The sequence below is a fragment of the Paenibacillus sp. FSL E2-8871 genome (assembly GCF_038000345.1).
GTDB lineage: Bacteria > Bacillota > Bacilli > Paenibacillales > Paenibacillaceae > Paenibacillus_AQ.
The window spans coordinates 723,455-739,872 of sequence record NZ_JBBOBV010000001.1 but is presented as its reverse complement, the minus strand read 5'-3'; the positions used below and the strand labels follow the sequence as shown (position 1 = coordinate 739,872).

The 16,418-nt window shown below is 42.6% G+C and carries 15 protein-coding genes; 1 reads left to right on the top strand and 14 read right to left on the bottom strand.

Going from position 1 to position 16,418, the window contains the following annotated elements; translation table 11 throughout:
* Positions 1-77: 77 nt before the first annotated feature.
* From NYE25_RS03430 to NYE25_RS03390, 9 genes are all read right to left on the bottom strand, one after another.
* Entirely contained in the window at positions 78-437 is a 360-nt protein-coding gene (locus tag NYE25_RS03430) for a helix-turn-helix transcriptional regulator (protein ID WP_042127258.1), read from the bottom strand.
* A gap of 309 nt (positions 438-746) precedes the next feature.
* On the bottom strand, positions 747-1,763 hold the full coding sequence (locus tag NYE25_RS03425) for an extracellular solute-binding protein (RefSeq protein WP_341145119.1): 1,017 nt from the start codon (positions 1,761-1,763) through the stop codon (positions 747-749).
* 109 nt (positions 1,764-1,872) lie between these two features.
* Positions 1,873-2,955, bottom strand: a complete 1,083-nt coding sequence (locus NYE25_RS03420; RefSeq protein WP_341054408.1) for an ABC transporter ATP-binding protein — start codon at positions 2,953-2,955, stop codon at positions 1,873-1,875.
* A 23-nt stretch (positions 2,956-2,978) separates the two neighbouring features.
* Positions 2,979-4,634 carry an ABC transporter permease gene (locus NYE25_RS03415; RefSeq protein ID WP_076286420.1) on the bottom strand — a complete coding sequence of 552 codons (1,656 nt, stop codon included), beginning with the start codon at positions 4,632-4,634 and terminating at the stop codon, positions 2,979-2,981.
* 91 nt (positions 4,635-4,725) lie between these two features.
* Positions 4,726-5,763, bottom strand: a complete 1,038-nt coding sequence (locus tag NYE25_RS03410) for an ABC transporter substrate-binding protein (protein WP_341054407.1) — start codon at positions 5,761-5,763, stop codon at positions 4,726-4,728.
* A 22-nt stretch (positions 5,764-5,785) separates the two neighbouring features.
* On the bottom strand, positions 5,786-6,574 hold the full coding sequence (locus tag NYE25_RS03405; RefSeq protein ID WP_341145118.1) for a DUF3919 family protein: 789 nt from the start codon (positions 6,572-6,574) through the stop codon (positions 5,786-5,788).
* Positions 6,575-6,635: 61 nt separating this feature from the next.
* Positions 6,636-8,051 (bottom strand): sensor histidine kinase, encoded by a 1,416-nt coding sequence (locus tag NYE25_RS03400; protein ID WP_341145117.1) that lies wholly within the window; start codon positions 8,049-8,051, stop codon positions 6,636-6,638.
* Between the two features lie 3 nt (positions 8,052-8,054).
* Entirely contained in the window at positions 8,055-8,720 is a 666-nt protein-coding gene (locus tag NYE25_RS03395; protein WP_076298889.1) for a response regulator transcription factor, read from the bottom strand.
* Positions 8,721-8,933: 213 nt separating this feature from the next.
* The gene (locus NYE25_RS03390) at positions 8,934-9,509 is read right to left on the bottom strand and encodes a GNAT family N-acetyltransferase (RefSeq protein WP_341145116.1); all 576 of its coding nucleotides are present in this window, start codon (positions 9,507-9,509) and stop codon (positions 8,934-8,936) included.
* 121 nt (positions 9,510-9,630) lie between these two features.
* Between NYE25_RS03390 and NYE25_RS03385 the strand changes: the two genes are divergently transcribed.
* The gene (locus NYE25_RS03385) at positions 9,631-10,521 is read left to right on the top strand and encodes a GNAT family N-acetyltransferase (RefSeq protein ID WP_341145115.1); all 891 of its coding nucleotides are present in this window, start codon (positions 9,631-9,633) and stop codon (positions 10,519-10,521) included.
* Between the two features lie 111 nt (positions 10,522-10,632).
* Here the strand turns inward: NYE25_RS03385 and NYE25_RS03380 are convergent, their stop codons facing one another.
* The 5 genes from NYE25_RS03380 to hrpB all read right to left on the bottom strand — a co-directional run bounded on the left by NYE25_RS03380 (position 10,633) and on the right by hrpB (position 16,414).
* Positions 10,633-11,577, bottom strand: a complete 945-nt coding sequence (locus tag NYE25_RS03380; RefSeq protein WP_341145114.1) for a GNAT family N-acetyltransferase — start codon at positions 11,575-11,577, stop codon at positions 10,633-10,635.
* Positions 11,578-11,985: 408 nt separating this feature from the next.
* Entirely contained in the window at positions 11,986-12,114 is a 129-nt protein-coding gene (locus tag NYE25_RS03375) for a hypothetical protein (protein WP_256716254.1), read from the bottom strand.
* A gap of 26 nt (positions 12,115-12,140) precedes the next feature.
* On the bottom strand, positions 12,141-13,007 hold the full coding sequence (locus tag NYE25_RS03370; RefSeq protein WP_341145113.1) for an NAD-dependent epimerase/dehydratase family protein: 867 nt from the start codon (positions 13,005-13,007) through the stop codon (positions 12,141-12,143).
* A 233-nt stretch (positions 13,008-13,240) separates the two neighbouring features.
* Positions 13,241-13,825: a general stress protein gene (locus NYE25_RS03365; RefSeq protein WP_042187728.1), complete on the bottom strand. Its 585-nt coding sequence runs from the start codon at positions 13,823-13,825 to the stop codon at positions 13,241-13,243.
* 96 nt (positions 13,826-13,921) lie between these two features.
* Positions 13,922-16,414, bottom strand: coding sequence for an ATP-dependent helicase HrpB (hrpB, locus tag NYE25_RS03360; protein ID WP_341145112.1), 2,493 nt, complete (start codon positions 16,412-16,414; stop codon positions 13,922-13,924).
* Positions 16,415-16,418 lie beyond the last annotated feature (4 nt).

Here is a 16,418-nt window from a genome sequence, read left to right as displayed (position 1 = left end):
GTATATACTGCAATTATCCGGCAGTAACCATTATAACAGGGTGAGAGCATCCTGAAAATATAACTAAAGTTCCAGTTCTAGAAGTTATCCGCAACCGCTTTGTTTAAAATACCTAAGCAGCGATCAAGATCCGTCTTCACCTGCTTCTTATATAGCTTCGCTTTCTCTTCTCCATCGGAAGTAAAATGATATAAGACGATTTCTTGAAAATCTACCTTCGGGTCATTCCCTTTTAGCTGTTTAGTACGATATAAAATCCCTTGCTGTACCAGCTCATGCAAGGCGCGATAGATTTCGCTCTGTGGGGGGGAATATCCATGTGCCTTGAAATCTCTACGTAAATCCTCAAGCATCTGGTATCCATACCCGCGATGTTGTTCTACCATTGTTATAAGATACACCTTGATAAAAGCCCGTTGAGCAATCATAAACGCCATATAAACCCTCCTCATGTTGTGTTTTTTTGGTTAATCTTACCTTCTATAACTCTAGTATAAGCACTATTTTCCAACTTTCACAACATGAAATGTGGTAGTGGGTTCACTTTTTCCAATTTGTATAGAAATTTAATAGGGATAGATGATGAATTTATTGAAAGTAACTAGATAGAGTTGTTTATTTTGTGATTTTCTATTGTGAATTTTTCATATGATGAAAGTTGGTTTTCTCGAGTAATAAATAACGGTCATCGAGAACTTAACCCCATAAAGTTCTCGATGACCGCTGAATAATGATTGAACAATACCTTAGCGTTTATTGGCCTTGTGCCATTTAGCGAGTAATTCCTCTCGGTTCGCAGCAGCGATATCGAATCGATACGTAATCATTAATTTTTTCAGCTTAACAGAAGACAATAGCGGATGGATCTTAATATTCGGCATCACAGGTAAGGAAAATGCGGAATTCATATAATCTGTCTGAGCATCTGTTGACAGTACAAAATCTACCAGTTGCTTAGCAGCAGTCACGTTGTTCCCACCTTTCAAAATCGACACTGCGCCTATCTCCCATCCAGCTTGTGGAGGAATAGAAGATTGTATAGCATATCCCGAATTCTTAAATCGAAGCTGGTCGCCCATAAAGCTGATAACAGCAGCAACTTCACCTACTGCAAGCCGCTGCGCAGAACTAATTCCTGAGAATGTAGTTGATGAACTCTGCTTCTTAAGAGCACTCACCAATGCTAGAGCTTGCTCCTCCCCACGTTCTTGTGCAAGAGAGGCTAGCAATGTGTATCCTGTACCTGAGGTTTCTGGGTCCGGAATTTCAATTTTCCCCTTGAGCTCGGGACGTAATAAGTCTTCGTAGCGTTCCGGAAGAGGTAAAGCTACAAGCTGAGGATCTTGATTCCAGACCTGCTCATTTACACCAATAGCCAATGCACCCATGTATATACCTGTCCAATAGCCCATTTTATCTTTATAAATGTCGGGGATCTCATCAGCAACATGTGATGAATAGCGAATTAATTTCCCTTTGTTCTTGAGCTGCTCATGAAGATCAGCAGGCCCACCGAGAACAACATCAATGCCAGTCTTATTAATCGACATCAAATGGTAGCTTGCCTCACCGCCAGACATGCGAATAAGCTCATAAGACTGTCCCGTCTTCTTCTTATATTTTTCCAACAGAATACGCGCTTCATCCTCTTGAAAAATTACATATACTTTGAGAGGCTGATTGCTTTTCTGTCCAGGATAGAAATATATTAGAAGAAGTATTGTTACCGCAACCAATGACATGATAATTACCTTTATTCTCAATTAGAACGTCTCCTCCCGCTAAACTAGCCTATAGCCGCCGTTCTATAAAAAAACGATACGCCAAAAAAGGAAAACGACTGTTTTCCTTTTTTGGAACATCTACTTCAGTTTACGGACTAACCTTTTTAATAATATGAATTTTGTCTATTGCCGCACTCATCCGAACTTGACCATCGAAAGTCTTTTGACCAATATCATAAGCATCGACAATCCATTCTTTGCCCCATTGATCTGCAAGGAAATATCTTTCCTTTTCTCCTAGAAACATCGAGGATTGGACTACTCCCATGATGTTAAATCCGCTAATGTCCGGATGATTTAGTCGCAATGATTCGGGGCGAACACTCAGAAGAACTTCCTCACCCTCTGTCAGCTTCTCTTCTGTAGTAATAGTAACGTTATCCCCTCCAAAGCCGTAGCTAACTGTTGCCGTACCCTCTTTACTTTGCATGACTACTGCCTCAATAAAATTGGTAGAACCAATAAAATCAGCTACATATTGTGTACGAGGTTTATAATATATTTCGTGCGGCGTACCGTACTGATCGATAGCTCCTTTATTAAAAACAACGATCTGATCTGACATCGACAAAGCTTCCAATTGATCATGCGTTACATATATTACGGTTAGTCCAAGTTCCTGTTGAATTGTTCGCAGTTCAACGCGTACCTCTTCACGTAATTTAGCATCTAGATTACTTAGTGGCTCATCCAGGAGAATAATCGGCGAATTCATCACTAAGGCACGAGCCATAGCTACACGTTGCTGTTGTCCACCAGACATTTCATGGGGATATCGCTCTTCAAGTCCGGATAATTTGACCTGGGCCATAACAGCCATTACCCGTTCCTGTACTTCTGCTTCAGGTCTTTTCTTAATATCTAGTCCATAAGCAATATTATCAAATACCGTCATATGCGGGAACAAGGCATATTCCTGGAACACCATTGGAGTGCCCCTTTTATATGGAGGTAATTCATTAACCAAATTCCCATCAATCCACACCTCACCATCATCGATGGTATAGAAACCCGCGATGGAACGTAATAAAGTCGTCTTCCCACAACCACTCGGACCAAGGAAGGTGATGAACTTCCCCCGTTCAATCTTTAAGTTGATATTTTTCAAGACATGGTTATTGCCGAACACTTTATTCACATTTTTCAAATCTAGTAGTATGTTGGATTCCATCGTGCCCACTCCCTTCAAAATCATTAGAAATCAAATATTTTCACTTTGGAACGGAAGATCAACTTGATTACTCCCAGTGTTCCAAGCGTTGCACCCATCAAACCCACTGCCACAGCGGCTGCCCAATAATAGGTTCCCGTTTCGGCATAGTTAAAGATCGATACTGCTGCAACAACCCATTTAGGGGTAATTAGGAAGATTATCGTACTCAAAGTATTCATATTTTTCATAAACGCATAGACAAAGTTCGCTACGACGGTTTTTTGCAACATTGGAAATACAATCGTTGTTAGCGTCTTACGGCTACTCGCACCCAGATTGGTGGCTGCTTCTTCGATCGATTTATCCACTTGTTTAAAAGACGCAGTCAAGCCCCGATAACCTACAGGCATCTGTTTAAGTAACATCGCAATGACAATCAATGCTGCAGATCCCTGCAAAACAATCGGACCTTTACTAAACGCAACAATCAGTGCAAGACCAACGAATGTTCCTGGAAGCGCAATTGGAAGAACCGCGCTGAAATCTAGTAATTTTTTACCTGGAAAAGGTTTGCGAACTACTATATAGGCGAGCACTAATGCAAGAGCCACCGCCAGCAACGCACTAATTAGCGATAACACTAAGCTGTTCAAAACGGCTGGACTAGATGAACTAAAGACAACTTTCATAATATGATCCAGTGTGAACGTATTATCTCGACCAAAGTTTTTCGTAAAGGCGAAAAGAATGGTGATCGCAAACATCGAAATAATGAACAATGAGATTAAACTGTTAAAAGAGAAAAGTAATGCATCTGTCCTCTTAGATGTAGTGATACGTTTCAAACCAGATACCGGCTTACCAGTTATCGTTGAGTAGGAGCCTTTAGATAAAATCTTATTCTGAACCCAGAATACAATCAGTGCAGGAATTACTAAGATAATCCCCATGACCGAAGCTAGTCCTGCCTCGTTATTAATGATTTCTCCGTAAATTTCAACTGCTAAAAGTGAATAGTTACCACCAATTAGCTTTGGATTTCCGAAGTCAGCGAAGCAGTTAATCGCTACCAGCAAGAATGCGTTAATAACACCTGGAAGTGCAAGTTTCAGCGTAATCGTCCTGAATAATTTAAACCCTCTCGCCCCAAGATTCTGTGCTGCTATCTCCAGATTCGGTGATATAGCGCGGAGCACACCTGTTATAGTCATGTAGGCAAGTGGAAAATAGGATATCGTCTGAACAATCCACAGCCCCGGTAATCCATACAAATCAAGCTCAAAATTAAAGTTGGTATTTAACCATTGTGAGATCATTCCCCCACGTCCAAAAAGCAATAGGAATGCTAAACCACTCATAACCGAAGGAGCTAATAATGGAATAAAGGCTATAAATCGAAAGAACTTCTTTCCTCTGATGTTACTGTAGTGAATCGCATACGCATAAATAAATCCAAACACTGTTGCTGTAAAAGCGGATAATGATGAGCTAACTACCGTATTTAATAGCGCTTTTCCATAACGGGGTTTACTAAAAAACGTTGCCCAATTATCAAATCCAGATGTAAACACAACGACTACCAGCGGATAAATAACAAATAGAATGAGAAATGCAAAGCTAGTCAGTACAAGTACGAGTGACGATGGATCTTTAAAGAGCCTGTTGATCGACTCCCCAATGCCTTTTTTTTCTTTCATAGGGGGCGACTCCCACCTTTCTGCCATCCAATTTGAGGGGCATTACAGTCACCATATATAGTCCAGCCATGCAATACCCCTATTGGCTCTTTTATTTCAAATCTTTTAATGCATTTTGCAACTCTTTACGCTGCGATGCTGCTTTTAACAAATCATAAGCATCGTTGTATTTCGTTGTTTCAATATCAATGCCACCTTTAGGAATCGGTACTGATGCTTTAACGGATACTGCGTATGCAGATTGCGTATACAACTCACCCGGTTCATTGGTAAGCATATAGTCCATAAGCTTCTTCGCAGCCTCTGTATTAGGTCCACCCTTAACAATGGATAAGGCTCCAACTTCATAACCTGCTGCTTCTGGAACAACACTAACAATTGGGTTGCCTTGGTATTTAATCTTCAATTGATCGCCTAGGAAAGTCACACCAATTGTATACTCCCCTTTAGCAGCTTTCTGAATGGGCTCAATGCCAGACTTAGGTCTTTCCTTAAGGTTAGGTAGCAACTGTTTGATATAGTTCAACATCTCATCATCACCCCATACTTGGGCTAAAGAAGCTACTGCTGTATATGCTGTACCCGATGTTGCTGGATCAGACATACCGATTTCACCTTTGAATTTAGGATCGAGTAAATCCTTAAAAGTTTCAGGGTATGGATCACTACCATATTTCTCTTTCCAACGTTCTTCATTAATACCTATAGCGATTGGATTTAGATAAAACCCTGTCCAGAAGCCATCTTTGTCTTTCATATTGTCAGCGATGTCAGAAGCATTCGGAGAAGCGTAAGCTTCCAATGAACCTGCCTCTTTCAGTACTTGGTGCGAATCTGCTGGCCCTCCCATCAGAAAGTCGGCTTGTGGATTCGACATTTCATTCTGTACACGGGATACCGCTTCTCCACTTGGCAAACGTAGGATGTCATAGTCAATTCCGGTTTCAGCTTTGAATTTATCCAGAATTTTACGAGCCTCTTCCTCTTGAAAAATGGAATATACGGTAATTTTTTTGATTTCTTTACCGCCAAATACTCCTGATTTATACATGAAGAACCCCGCTACCAACACAACTACTATGACTGACAATAAAATGACTGACTTACTGTTTTTTTTCTTTCTCGCCATAGACTAAACCATCCCTTCAAGATCAGTATGAGGCATTATTTAGTTTGAAATAGACTCTTTGATTGGTCTCATCCAGAAGGTCATAGACCACGAAGTAAGCACCGTTATAGCAATCCACATGGATCCAGTGCTTTTTCACTCGATAATCATTCGTGAGCTGAATGACAAAGTGAGCATCGGGTGTACGTTGTAAGTCATCAAAATGGCTGAAATCGATAATACGCTCTGCTGCACGAATCTGCGATATCAATGCCTTCCTCTCAACCTGAGTGAGAGCTGTAAGTACTCCCTGCTGTAGTGTAAACACATCATTAATCTTGTTTTCCACAGCAGATCCAATACTCGACGTTGTTAACATCTTATCGATGAGTGTACTTTGCAGCTTGCGGATAGTAGCACTTACATTAAGCGAATTAACTGACTCTGCACCGAAGTGAAACGCATTCGTTTCCACTTGAAAAGGAATATCTTCTTGATCCAGATAGGCCATCGTTCCCGTCAACAGAAGTCTCGGAACCAACTGTTGTGGACGCTGCATTCCTGATGATAACAACCCAGAAAAAGTAGATCTCAATTTCAGCAATTCCTTCGGATCCTCAATGGATATCGTCCCTAGGCCTGGATACGTAATATCCACGCGCATCGGAACGCCAGCAATGCGGTCAAGTTGATCCTCCTGTCGAGGTACAACATGCACTTCATCAAGAGGTATTCGAAAAGTGTAAGCGCACATGCCGATTAGCAGACTGCCTATGATGACTTGCAACAAGATGAGGCGAAACCATGAAAGCCCTTTCTTATCCTCTGGCACTTACTTTAACCTCCTCATATATCAGAAAAATTTTAAATTTGTATCAGTTTTGTAACAGCGCTTACATTTGTTGTGTTAAGGGGAATCTCAGCTGAATCTCTGTCCCCTTCTTCTCCGAGCTAGTAATGACGATACTCCCTCCTTGAAGTTCCATAAACTGTTTACATAGAGGTAATCCTAACCCATGTGATTCGTTTGAAATAATACGATCCTGTTTTTCTGCCGAGGGTAGAAATAATATACTTTGCAATTGTTGCGATATCCCTCTCCCGTTATCTATGATACGAACCAGCCCAAAGCCCTCATGCTCCATTAACTCGATATAGAGATTTGTGCATTCGCTATGCTTAATAGCGTTATCAATCACGTTAAATAGAACTTGCTGAGTTCTCTTGGGATCTAAATTCACTTCACAAGATGAGATCTTTAGCGTGGTAACAATCGCGGATTTTTGAAGGGTCGGCTCTAAGATTCGTAGACTATCCATAATGACAGCCCCTAAATCAGTACACTCCAGCTTGATACGCCAAGCCTCATCACCAATCAGTGAGGTCTGTAACAAATCCTCAACCATATTTAACAACCGAGTACTCTCTTTACGGATATAGGTATTACACTCCTGTATATCATCCTTCTTATTCATTCTTTCAATTAAATCCGAAAACCCGATAATCGAAGTTAATGGTGTTTTTAATTCATGAGTTATGTTGTCGTAGAAAGCTTTCTGCTTTCCCTGTTCATACTTTAACATTTTGATATGATGTTGCAGCGCATCCGACATATGATTGAAATCCTTAGCTAATTCTCCTACCTCATCCTGACTACTCGCCTGTATCTTTCTGCTAAAATCGCCAATGGATACAAGCTTAAGCGCCTGCTGCAAGGCATGTAGAGGCCTCACCAACAAAGATGAGAATGAATAGCTGACCATAAGCGAAAAAATTAAACATCCTACAGCTGCAGCGATGAACCATGTGCGCATCTGGTTTAATGTCTGCAAATTCTCATGGAGGTCCAATAAATATCGAAATCCACCCACAATTTCTCCTTCATACCAGAAGGGAACTGAGTAGATTAGATATTGTGTACCTTCACCTGCAGTTATGACTGTGGCAGCATTACCAGTAAGCGCTTTCTGAATATCGTTACGTTTAAGTAAGTTTTCTTTATCGCTGCTGCTCCCAACAATCGTCTCATCTAGTGCGAATAGTTGTACTTGAAAATTGCTGTTTGACGCCAAATGCGACGCAATAAAGGGGGCGTACTTACCTGAAAATAATTGTTCTATATTAATTTTCTGATCACTGACAATCTTCAATGCCTCAATACGATGCAAGCCAAAATACTGACTTAACGTCTGAGTATCCCGTTTAATCATACTTTGGTTAAGCGTATAATTAACGATAAAAAACATCGCTGTGAGCAGCATAACAATCGTAACGGCATGCTGAATAAACATTTTATTTCGCAGCCCCATCTTCTATACCTCCAGCTTATAGCCTGTCCCATGTATAGTGGCGATCAGATGCTCGTTGGGTTTCATTTTCTCCCGAAGACGGTTTACCACCATGTCCACGGATCTTGTATGCCCATAATAATCATAACCCCAGACCTGATCAAGCAAGTCTTCGCGAGTGAAAACTTTCTTAGGATGAGCACATAAGAGCCACATGAAGTCAAACTCTTTACTAGTTGTCTTAAGCCATTGTTCCCCTATCTTACAGGTACGTCCATTCTTATCAATTTCAATAGGTCCAATCTTGATCACTTCAGGAGGCGCCACCATCTTCATTCGTCTCATAACTGCCTTAATGCGCTCGATAAGTTCCCTTGTCTCAAAAGGTTTCGTTAGATAATCATCTGCTCCCAACTGAAAGCCAAGGATTTTATCATTCATTTCATTCTTAGCGGTGAGCACGATTACCGGTACTGACTTATACTGTTGTTGAAGCATTTGAAGAAGCTCGAACCCGGAACGGTCAGGTAACATAAGATCTAACAGAATTAAATCGGCAGACCATGTTGCAAGTTCATCCCACGCCTTAGTCACCGTTCCTACAGCTTTCGTCTGATACCCTTCCACCTCTAAGCTCAATTTTAGCAGCATTTGAATGCTGGGATCGTCTTCAATAATTAAAATATTCATACGTAGCCCTCTTTTCCTTAGATGCTATTTTACACTGAACTTTCATATTTTTAGTTACCCTCTTATAATAGCGGATATCGTTCAATACGAAAACGCTTTCCATTTATGTACAAATAGAAATACAAATCAAACAATGAAAAAAAACCCCCATTAAATGGGAGTGTTAAATTTGTACTATATTTACTATTTAATATGCCGAATCAGCGATTGTGCTCATAATTGTTCATCTCTGTTTTTCTCTATAAACTCATCCTTCGTCAATCCGAACAATATCAAATCATAATATCTTCCATTCGTGTAAATGACTTTCCGCCGCACGCCCTCTTGCACGCATCCGACTTTCTTTAACATCCCTATAGAACCTTCATTACCTTCAAGCGCACATTCATTGAATTTATTTAGCCGTCGCTCGAAAAAAGCATATTTTAAGAGGATGGTTATAGCTCTCGTTCCATACCCTTTACCTCGATGATCTTTATCCACCTGCACACCTATACTGAACGTACCATTTTTCTCGTCAATGCTATTGAGATTTACGCCGCCAACATTTTCACCATGCAAATCTTCGATCGTAAACATTAGTCTATCGGATGAGAATTCAGCGTAAGTCTCCGCAAAATTTTTGGCTTCGGCAATGGTGGGTGGTAGTTCAACTGCACATTGTAAGAGTCGCCGCGCTGGAGTATCGAATCGGTTCGTATAATAACCTTCCCAATCCCCTTCTTGTATTGAACGCAATCTAATTTGGTCATCTTTCCAGTAATAATTGCTATAATCTATCTCTCTCATTTTCTAGCCTCCAAATAATATTGGGATTGTTTTTTTATAATAAACATTACTTTATAAGCATGTAGTAAGATATAACCATTAAACGTGACTATGAAAAACACTTTGGAAAAGAGGCATACTTATGAGTGATTACCAATTGGTAAGTGATTATAAGCATATCGAAAAATATAAAGAAAGCTTTAATGCCTTAGCTAAATCGATCTTCGGGATTGATTTCTCGCCATGGTATGAACAAGGAGGCTGGAGTGACAAGTATATTTGTTATTCCTACATCGATAGGGACCATGTGATCGCAAATGCGTCCATAAACAAAATGACGATTCTCATAAATCAAAAAGAGTATAACGCCATTCAAATTGGCACTGTAATGACACAACCTGATTATCGCATGCAAGGATTATCCAGGAAATTAATAGATCATATTATCGCGAAATACGAACATGAATATGACTTCATTTACTTATTTGCAAACGACAGTGCTTTGGACTTTTATCCTAAATTCGGATTTGAACGTATGCAAGAAAGCAGCTTTTCGATTAACGCTTCTAATCTTAGAAATCAAGCGTCTAAAATCTTCTCTGTGCGTCCCTTATCTATGAATAACTCCGTTGATTTCACCATGATAAAAAAATTCGCTGAAGAAAAAGTTCCGGTGTCCTCTATACTCAGCGTTGTAAACAATGAACATCAGCTGCTGTTTTATTTTATCCTTCCTTTCCATGATTCTTTTTACTATATTGAAGAAGCTGACGTCGTAGTGGTCTTTAGACATGAGGAGCATCAGCTTCATATTTTTGATATTATCAGTACTAAAAGTATAGATATTAACGCGATATTGAATAGCATTATTTCTCCTGAAACGGAGGTTATACATTTTCATTTCACACCAGATTTCAATATAGATCACATGGAGACCGAATTTATTCCCGAGAGTGAGGATGTGTTATTTGTACGTCCACTTTTAAAAGAACTACCTAAACATTTCATTTTCCCCATAACCTCACATGCCTAGATAGGATGAAGAAGGCTGCCCTCCGGCAGCCCTTTTATTAATTTTAGAAATTATAAATTCCCCGCCTATACTCGCTTAAACGCTTACCACCCTTAGAAGAACGCAGAACGTTTATGCTTGATCGTTCACTGGAATATACATGCTCTGTATCTCTTGTACTCCTGGAACAAATCCTAGATTCGTATAAACAGACTCCGCGTCATTACCTTCCATGACATATAATCTAAGGAGAGGATACTTATCTTTAAGGAGACTTAGTCCTCTTTTCATCATCAGTGTCGCTAACCCTTTGCCTCTATAACTGGGCATTACACCAATACTATAAACCGCTGCGTAATCGTCTTGTAAACCCAAGAGACAATTCGCAATTAACTGTCCCGATTTCCTATCATACACAAGCGTTGACGCGGTAAGTAATGCTTCATTAGTATAATTCGGTTCTTCACTTGGAATAAAATCTTCATAAGAGAATTTTTTTCTTCTAGTCGCCTCGAGACTTCCATTAAAGCTTGCATAGCTACATTCGGCGATCTGATCTTCAAGAATAAAGCGTTTAGCTCCTTTTCCATCCTCTTCGATCTGTGGACTTTCAATTCTAAATTCTTCGTTCCATTCCACCTCAAAATGATCTGTAGGACGCTGCATCCAGCGACATCTGAACTCATCAGGCCAAAATCCTGCCCGCGCAAATAAATGAACTTGATCTGGTAGAACCTCAAATGTTTTTATAGGCTCCGTTCGGTCAGACCAATAGATCAAAAGCTTTTTTAGAAGTTTAAGCACCACAAATGTATCGTTAAAAGGTGGAATAACAAATAAATGATAGATCCGATTAGGCGACATCCTTACTCCACCTATTTTCGTCTCCCCTTTATAGATCCAATAAGCATTCTTTTGGGCAGAATTGAACCCATCTTCTCTAAAAAAGCCAATATATTGAATATTATAATAAATGGAGCAATACACTCCCCACTCTTTCGAATCAGCCTTACGAATTGAATAATCATTACTTAACTCATACGATATTTCATCCTCAGACCATCCCATTAATTGCATGTACAATTCCTCCTCGCTGCTACTTCACCTTCTATTTTCTATAGTATCACTTCTTAAAGTAAATGATTGGTAATAAACACTTATAATGATTATTTACTAAACTACAGCAAGTATAATTGCATCTGGAAGTCCAATATATAAGAAGAAACCTTATAATAAAAAAAAAACTGCCTATTGGCAGTCTTATCCTCAATAAATTCTAGAGCATAGCAAAATGGCGGTTCCCACAGCGATAATACCTGCTAACGTTACAAATAGGACATACCCTCTCTTTGTTCTAGTAACCGTGTGATTATCATAAAATTCAGGTTTTCGTACGATTCCAAACCATAGATCCGCGATTAAATTCACGACCACTAGAGAGAAATTTTTTATTACCCCCACGTCATCACTCCTTTTCAACTTTAGCTAGCCAAGTTTATTATTAATTTCACTTAGTGACTCATTCATTTCGTCCATTTTCTTGATCATCGCATATTGATTGCTAATCATCATGATTAAACCAATAAAGAACAAAATCACAAGAAGTAAACTCATACTGCACTTCCTTTCAGTAGCTGAATTCATTCACTCTGGACATTCAAGCTCCGAGCAAATCCTGACCTCCATGACGGGTACAGTGGACTCCATTCGTAATCCATTCGAGCTTTCGTATTGGAGGCTCCGCGTTCCCATCCTGCTCTGCCTTCTTGAACATTAGGAGCAGGAGCACCTATGGTATCTGAATAAGCTGATAACCAATCCAATCCATTAGCAGGCTCGTCGTCTACGATGTTCACAGGACCTGAAGGCCAGTTCAGAGCAAGCACCGCCGCGTTAGCTGCATCCTCCACATGTAGGAATGATACAACTGCATCTGTCGCTGTCACTCGTCCTTGACGAATTTCCTCTGTCATATAGCCATTAGTGTCATACCAAGTTCCTTGGCCGTACAACATTCCATACCGCAAGATCACATGATTGGGGATCTCGGCAACTGCTTTCTCTAATGAGCATATACCTTCAATCGTTCTTATCCGAGGCTCTAAAGCCTTCAGATCTAAAGGAGTTTCCTCCGTAGCTGGCTCCTCTCCAGCTTCATAAGCCCAAGAAATTCTTTGTGCAATGATTTGTTCCACGCCTGCTGCAAGGGAAGCATCCACAATATTTCGTGTTCCTTCTATTCTTATCCTCGAATTATCTGAGAAATTCCGCTGACTTAGTGAAGTTAGCTGATGAATAACCACTTCTGGCTGTGCTTTGTGAATGGACGCAAATACGGCCTCTCGATCGAAGACATCCGCGACTACCGCCTGCGCTCCACACATCTCAATAAATGCTCTATTTTCTTCCTTATGGGTCATTCCGACAACCTCATGCCCTGCTTCTAATAACTTGGGTAGCAATAGCCGTCCAATCACGCCTGCTGCACCGGCTACAAATATCTTCATCTAAGCCCTCCTTAAGAACAGCCTCTAAGTATAAACATTGCTATGTACATCAGAAATAACTGCCATGTTATCTGCTTTGTGCATTTTTCAGTTACTTCTCAAACGTCCAATTATAATTTGGATTATTATCCATATCATACCACATGCATAATAAAGACTGCACCTCACAGCTTATCGCTAGGAGGTGCAGTCTTTAATGGATTGTTTATAGTAAAAGTAGGTCGATTAACATTTTAAATTTTATCTCGGTTGTAAACTTCAGCCGTTCGGTCTGCTCTGTTAGCCATCGAATTACCTAGTCGAGTGTCTTCGTTATAGACGCCTTCGTAACGCTGCGCATTTAGTGAGCGATTGTCTCGGAACACATCATGCGCTTGATACCCTCGTCCATTATCCTCAACTAGCACAAGGATCTTGCCACTTTCAACGTATCCTTCGTACTCTTTTGCCTCATCCTCAGGAATGCCAAGACCGATCAAGCCACCAACTAAGCCACCTGCACCTGCACCCACGGCTACACCTGTTAACGTTGCCACAATAGGTCCCGCTGCCAGAATAGGACCAATCCCCGGAATTGCGAGCGCTCCGATACCTGCTAGCAGTCCGGTAACACCACCCAATACGCCGCCTGTAGCTGCACCTGTTGCAACACCCTCGGGAGCTTTTGTGCCTGTATCATCCGAAATATGTCTTAGCTCATCGCGATCACGTGTGATTACTGATATTTCATCATTACTAAACCCTTGATTGTGAAGTCCTTCAATTGCTCTGGTTGCTTCTTGTTCTGTATCAAAGATACCTACGATTTTTTTAGTCACTTGAAGCCCTCCTTAGTAATTGTCTTCGCTAGTTAATTACCCTGTAAGCTGAAGACAAAACATCTAATTAAAATTTCAAGTGCACGAAGGAGCCTATTATTTCTTGGGACGTGTTCGATTGGTCGGAATTGCTTGTAAGGGGTCGTCTGGCCAATAGTGCTTCGGATAACGTCCTTTTAGATCCTTTTTAACCTCAAAATAAGTACCACGCCAAAAGCTTGCAAGATCAGAAGTCACCTGCATCGGTCTTCTTGCCGGTGACAAAAGATGAAGCAAGACAGGTACCTTTCCCCCACCAATTCTAGGGGTGTCTATCTGTCCAAACATCTCTTGTAATCGTACCGCCAGTACGGGAGTAGCTGGATTAGCATAGTCCACGGGCACACGCGAACCACTAGGAACTGTTATATGTGTCGGCGCTTCCTGTTCAAGAAGCTGTCGCTGATTCCAGTCCAGCAACCCCTCAAGAGCACGGGATAACGGGATTCGCTGAAGGTCGCGCAAGTTACGCATACCGTGAATGTAAGGTAATAGCCATTCATCAAGCGTCTCAATCAATGCTTCATCAGAGACATCCGGCCAATCTGAACGTAAGGCGTGCATAAACATTAGCCGCTCACGAAGCTGCAGAGGTCCCTTTTCCCACGGTAAGATATCAATCCCATCCTCTGCGATTACACTTAGCAGTACTTTCGCTGTTTCTTCTGCGGAGGGTCTTTCATGTGACGTTTCTTTTAAGACAAGAGCGCCAAGCATCGTTCGGCGGCGTTTCTTCACACTTCCACTTTCTTTATCCCAATGCACGTCAGAATCCTCTGTGATGTGATCTATATGATATTTAAGCAGTTGTCCTTCTTCAAGCTCAGCTGCCAGCAAGATTGCACCTTGTGTGGCTCGATCGTCAACAGACGCAGCCACAATATAAGCGGATCGTGCCAGCGGTTGCCCTTCCCGCATGGCCACGCCACGACCGGCGGAGAGCAGAAACGCGCCATCACCGCGTTTCTGCCCGATACGGTCGGGATAGGCGAACGACAGAAGCAGCCCGCAGAGACTGATGTCGTTCACGGTCCCGCCCGGCGCTGCTTGCAGCTGCGCCAGGAAATTGCGGCTCTCGCGCACCACCGCGCGCAGAGCCGCAGAGTCCGCTCCGCCCGTGTCGGCGGAGCGTTCGAACCGGAGCAGCGCCTCTACGCGGAGCGTGAGGTCGCAATCTAGTGCCGCGGGACCCTTGAACAGGTCCCGCTCTTGCAGCAGCGCCGCCAGCCGGCAGGCGAGCGGTGCTGCATTAAGCTCTGCCGCGCGCAGCAGCATATGCGCGGCTCGCGGGTGCGCGCCAAGCGCGGCCATGCTGCGGCCGTGCGGCGTGATGGCGCCGCCGGCGTCCAGCGCGCCGAGCTGGCGCAGTAACGCGGTGCCCTGCGCATAGGGCGCAGCGGGCGGCGCGTCAAGCCAAGCTAGCGCGGCAGGATCGCGCACGCCCCACAGCGCCAGCTCCAAAGCGAGCTGCGCAAGATCCGTCTCCATAATCTCCGGCACATTGTCATCCGGAAGGCGATTATGCTCCTCCTGACTCCACAGCCTGTAGCATACGCCCGGAGCTGTCCGCCCGGCCCGTCCTCGCCGCTGATCGGCAGAGGCTTTCGATACCGGAACCGTCGTAAGACTTGGCATTCCCGTACGCGGAGAGAAAATCTGCGTACGACGCAGCCCTGTATCAATTACCGTTCGCACACCTTCGATCGTCAAGCTTGTCTCCGCAATGGAGGTCGCTAGTACGACTTTACGTTCGCCGTTTATGGATGGAGCCACTGCAGCATCCTGCATAGCCTGTGGTAATTGTCCGTATAAAGGACGAAGCACTATCCCGTCAGGCAGTTTTCCATGTTCCAACTCATTTTGGGTTCTGCGAATCTCCCGTTCACCCGGCAAGAATACAAGTACATCTCCCGGCTGTTCAGCAAGCGCATGTCTCACTGCGGCTGTGGCCGATTTTTCAATCGGAAGATTCCCTGTAGTTGGGGTATAAATAGTTTCCACCGGATAGGTTCGTCCCGGACAATCAACTACTGGCGCATCGCCCAGCATAACCGAGACCCGTTCACTATCCAGTGTTGCTGACATAATCAGAATCCGAAGATCATCACGCAGCACTGCCTGCGCTTCCAGCGCCAGAGCAAGTCCCAGATCCGCATGTAGACTACGCTCATGGAACTCATCAAAAATAATCAGACCCACATCCCCTAGTGATGGATCACTCTGAAGCATCCTCGTTAAGACACCTTCAGTCACTACAACAATTCGTGTATTCTTGCCTACCTTAGTGTCGTTCCGCATCCGATAACCTACCGTCTGTCCAACACTTTCTCCAAGATTGGACGCCATGTAAGTTGCAGCTGATCTAGCGGCAAGTCTTCTAGGCTCAAGCATAAGAATGCTTTTACCAGCCATCCATGGCTCGTCCAGAAATGCCGGAGGCGTTCCAGTTGTTTTGCCCGCACCGGGTTCTGCGATCAGAACAGCTGCCCGTGTTGAGCGAAGTATGTGTTTCAGGTCTGGAAGCACCTGTATAATTGGAAGCTGTTTCATTATA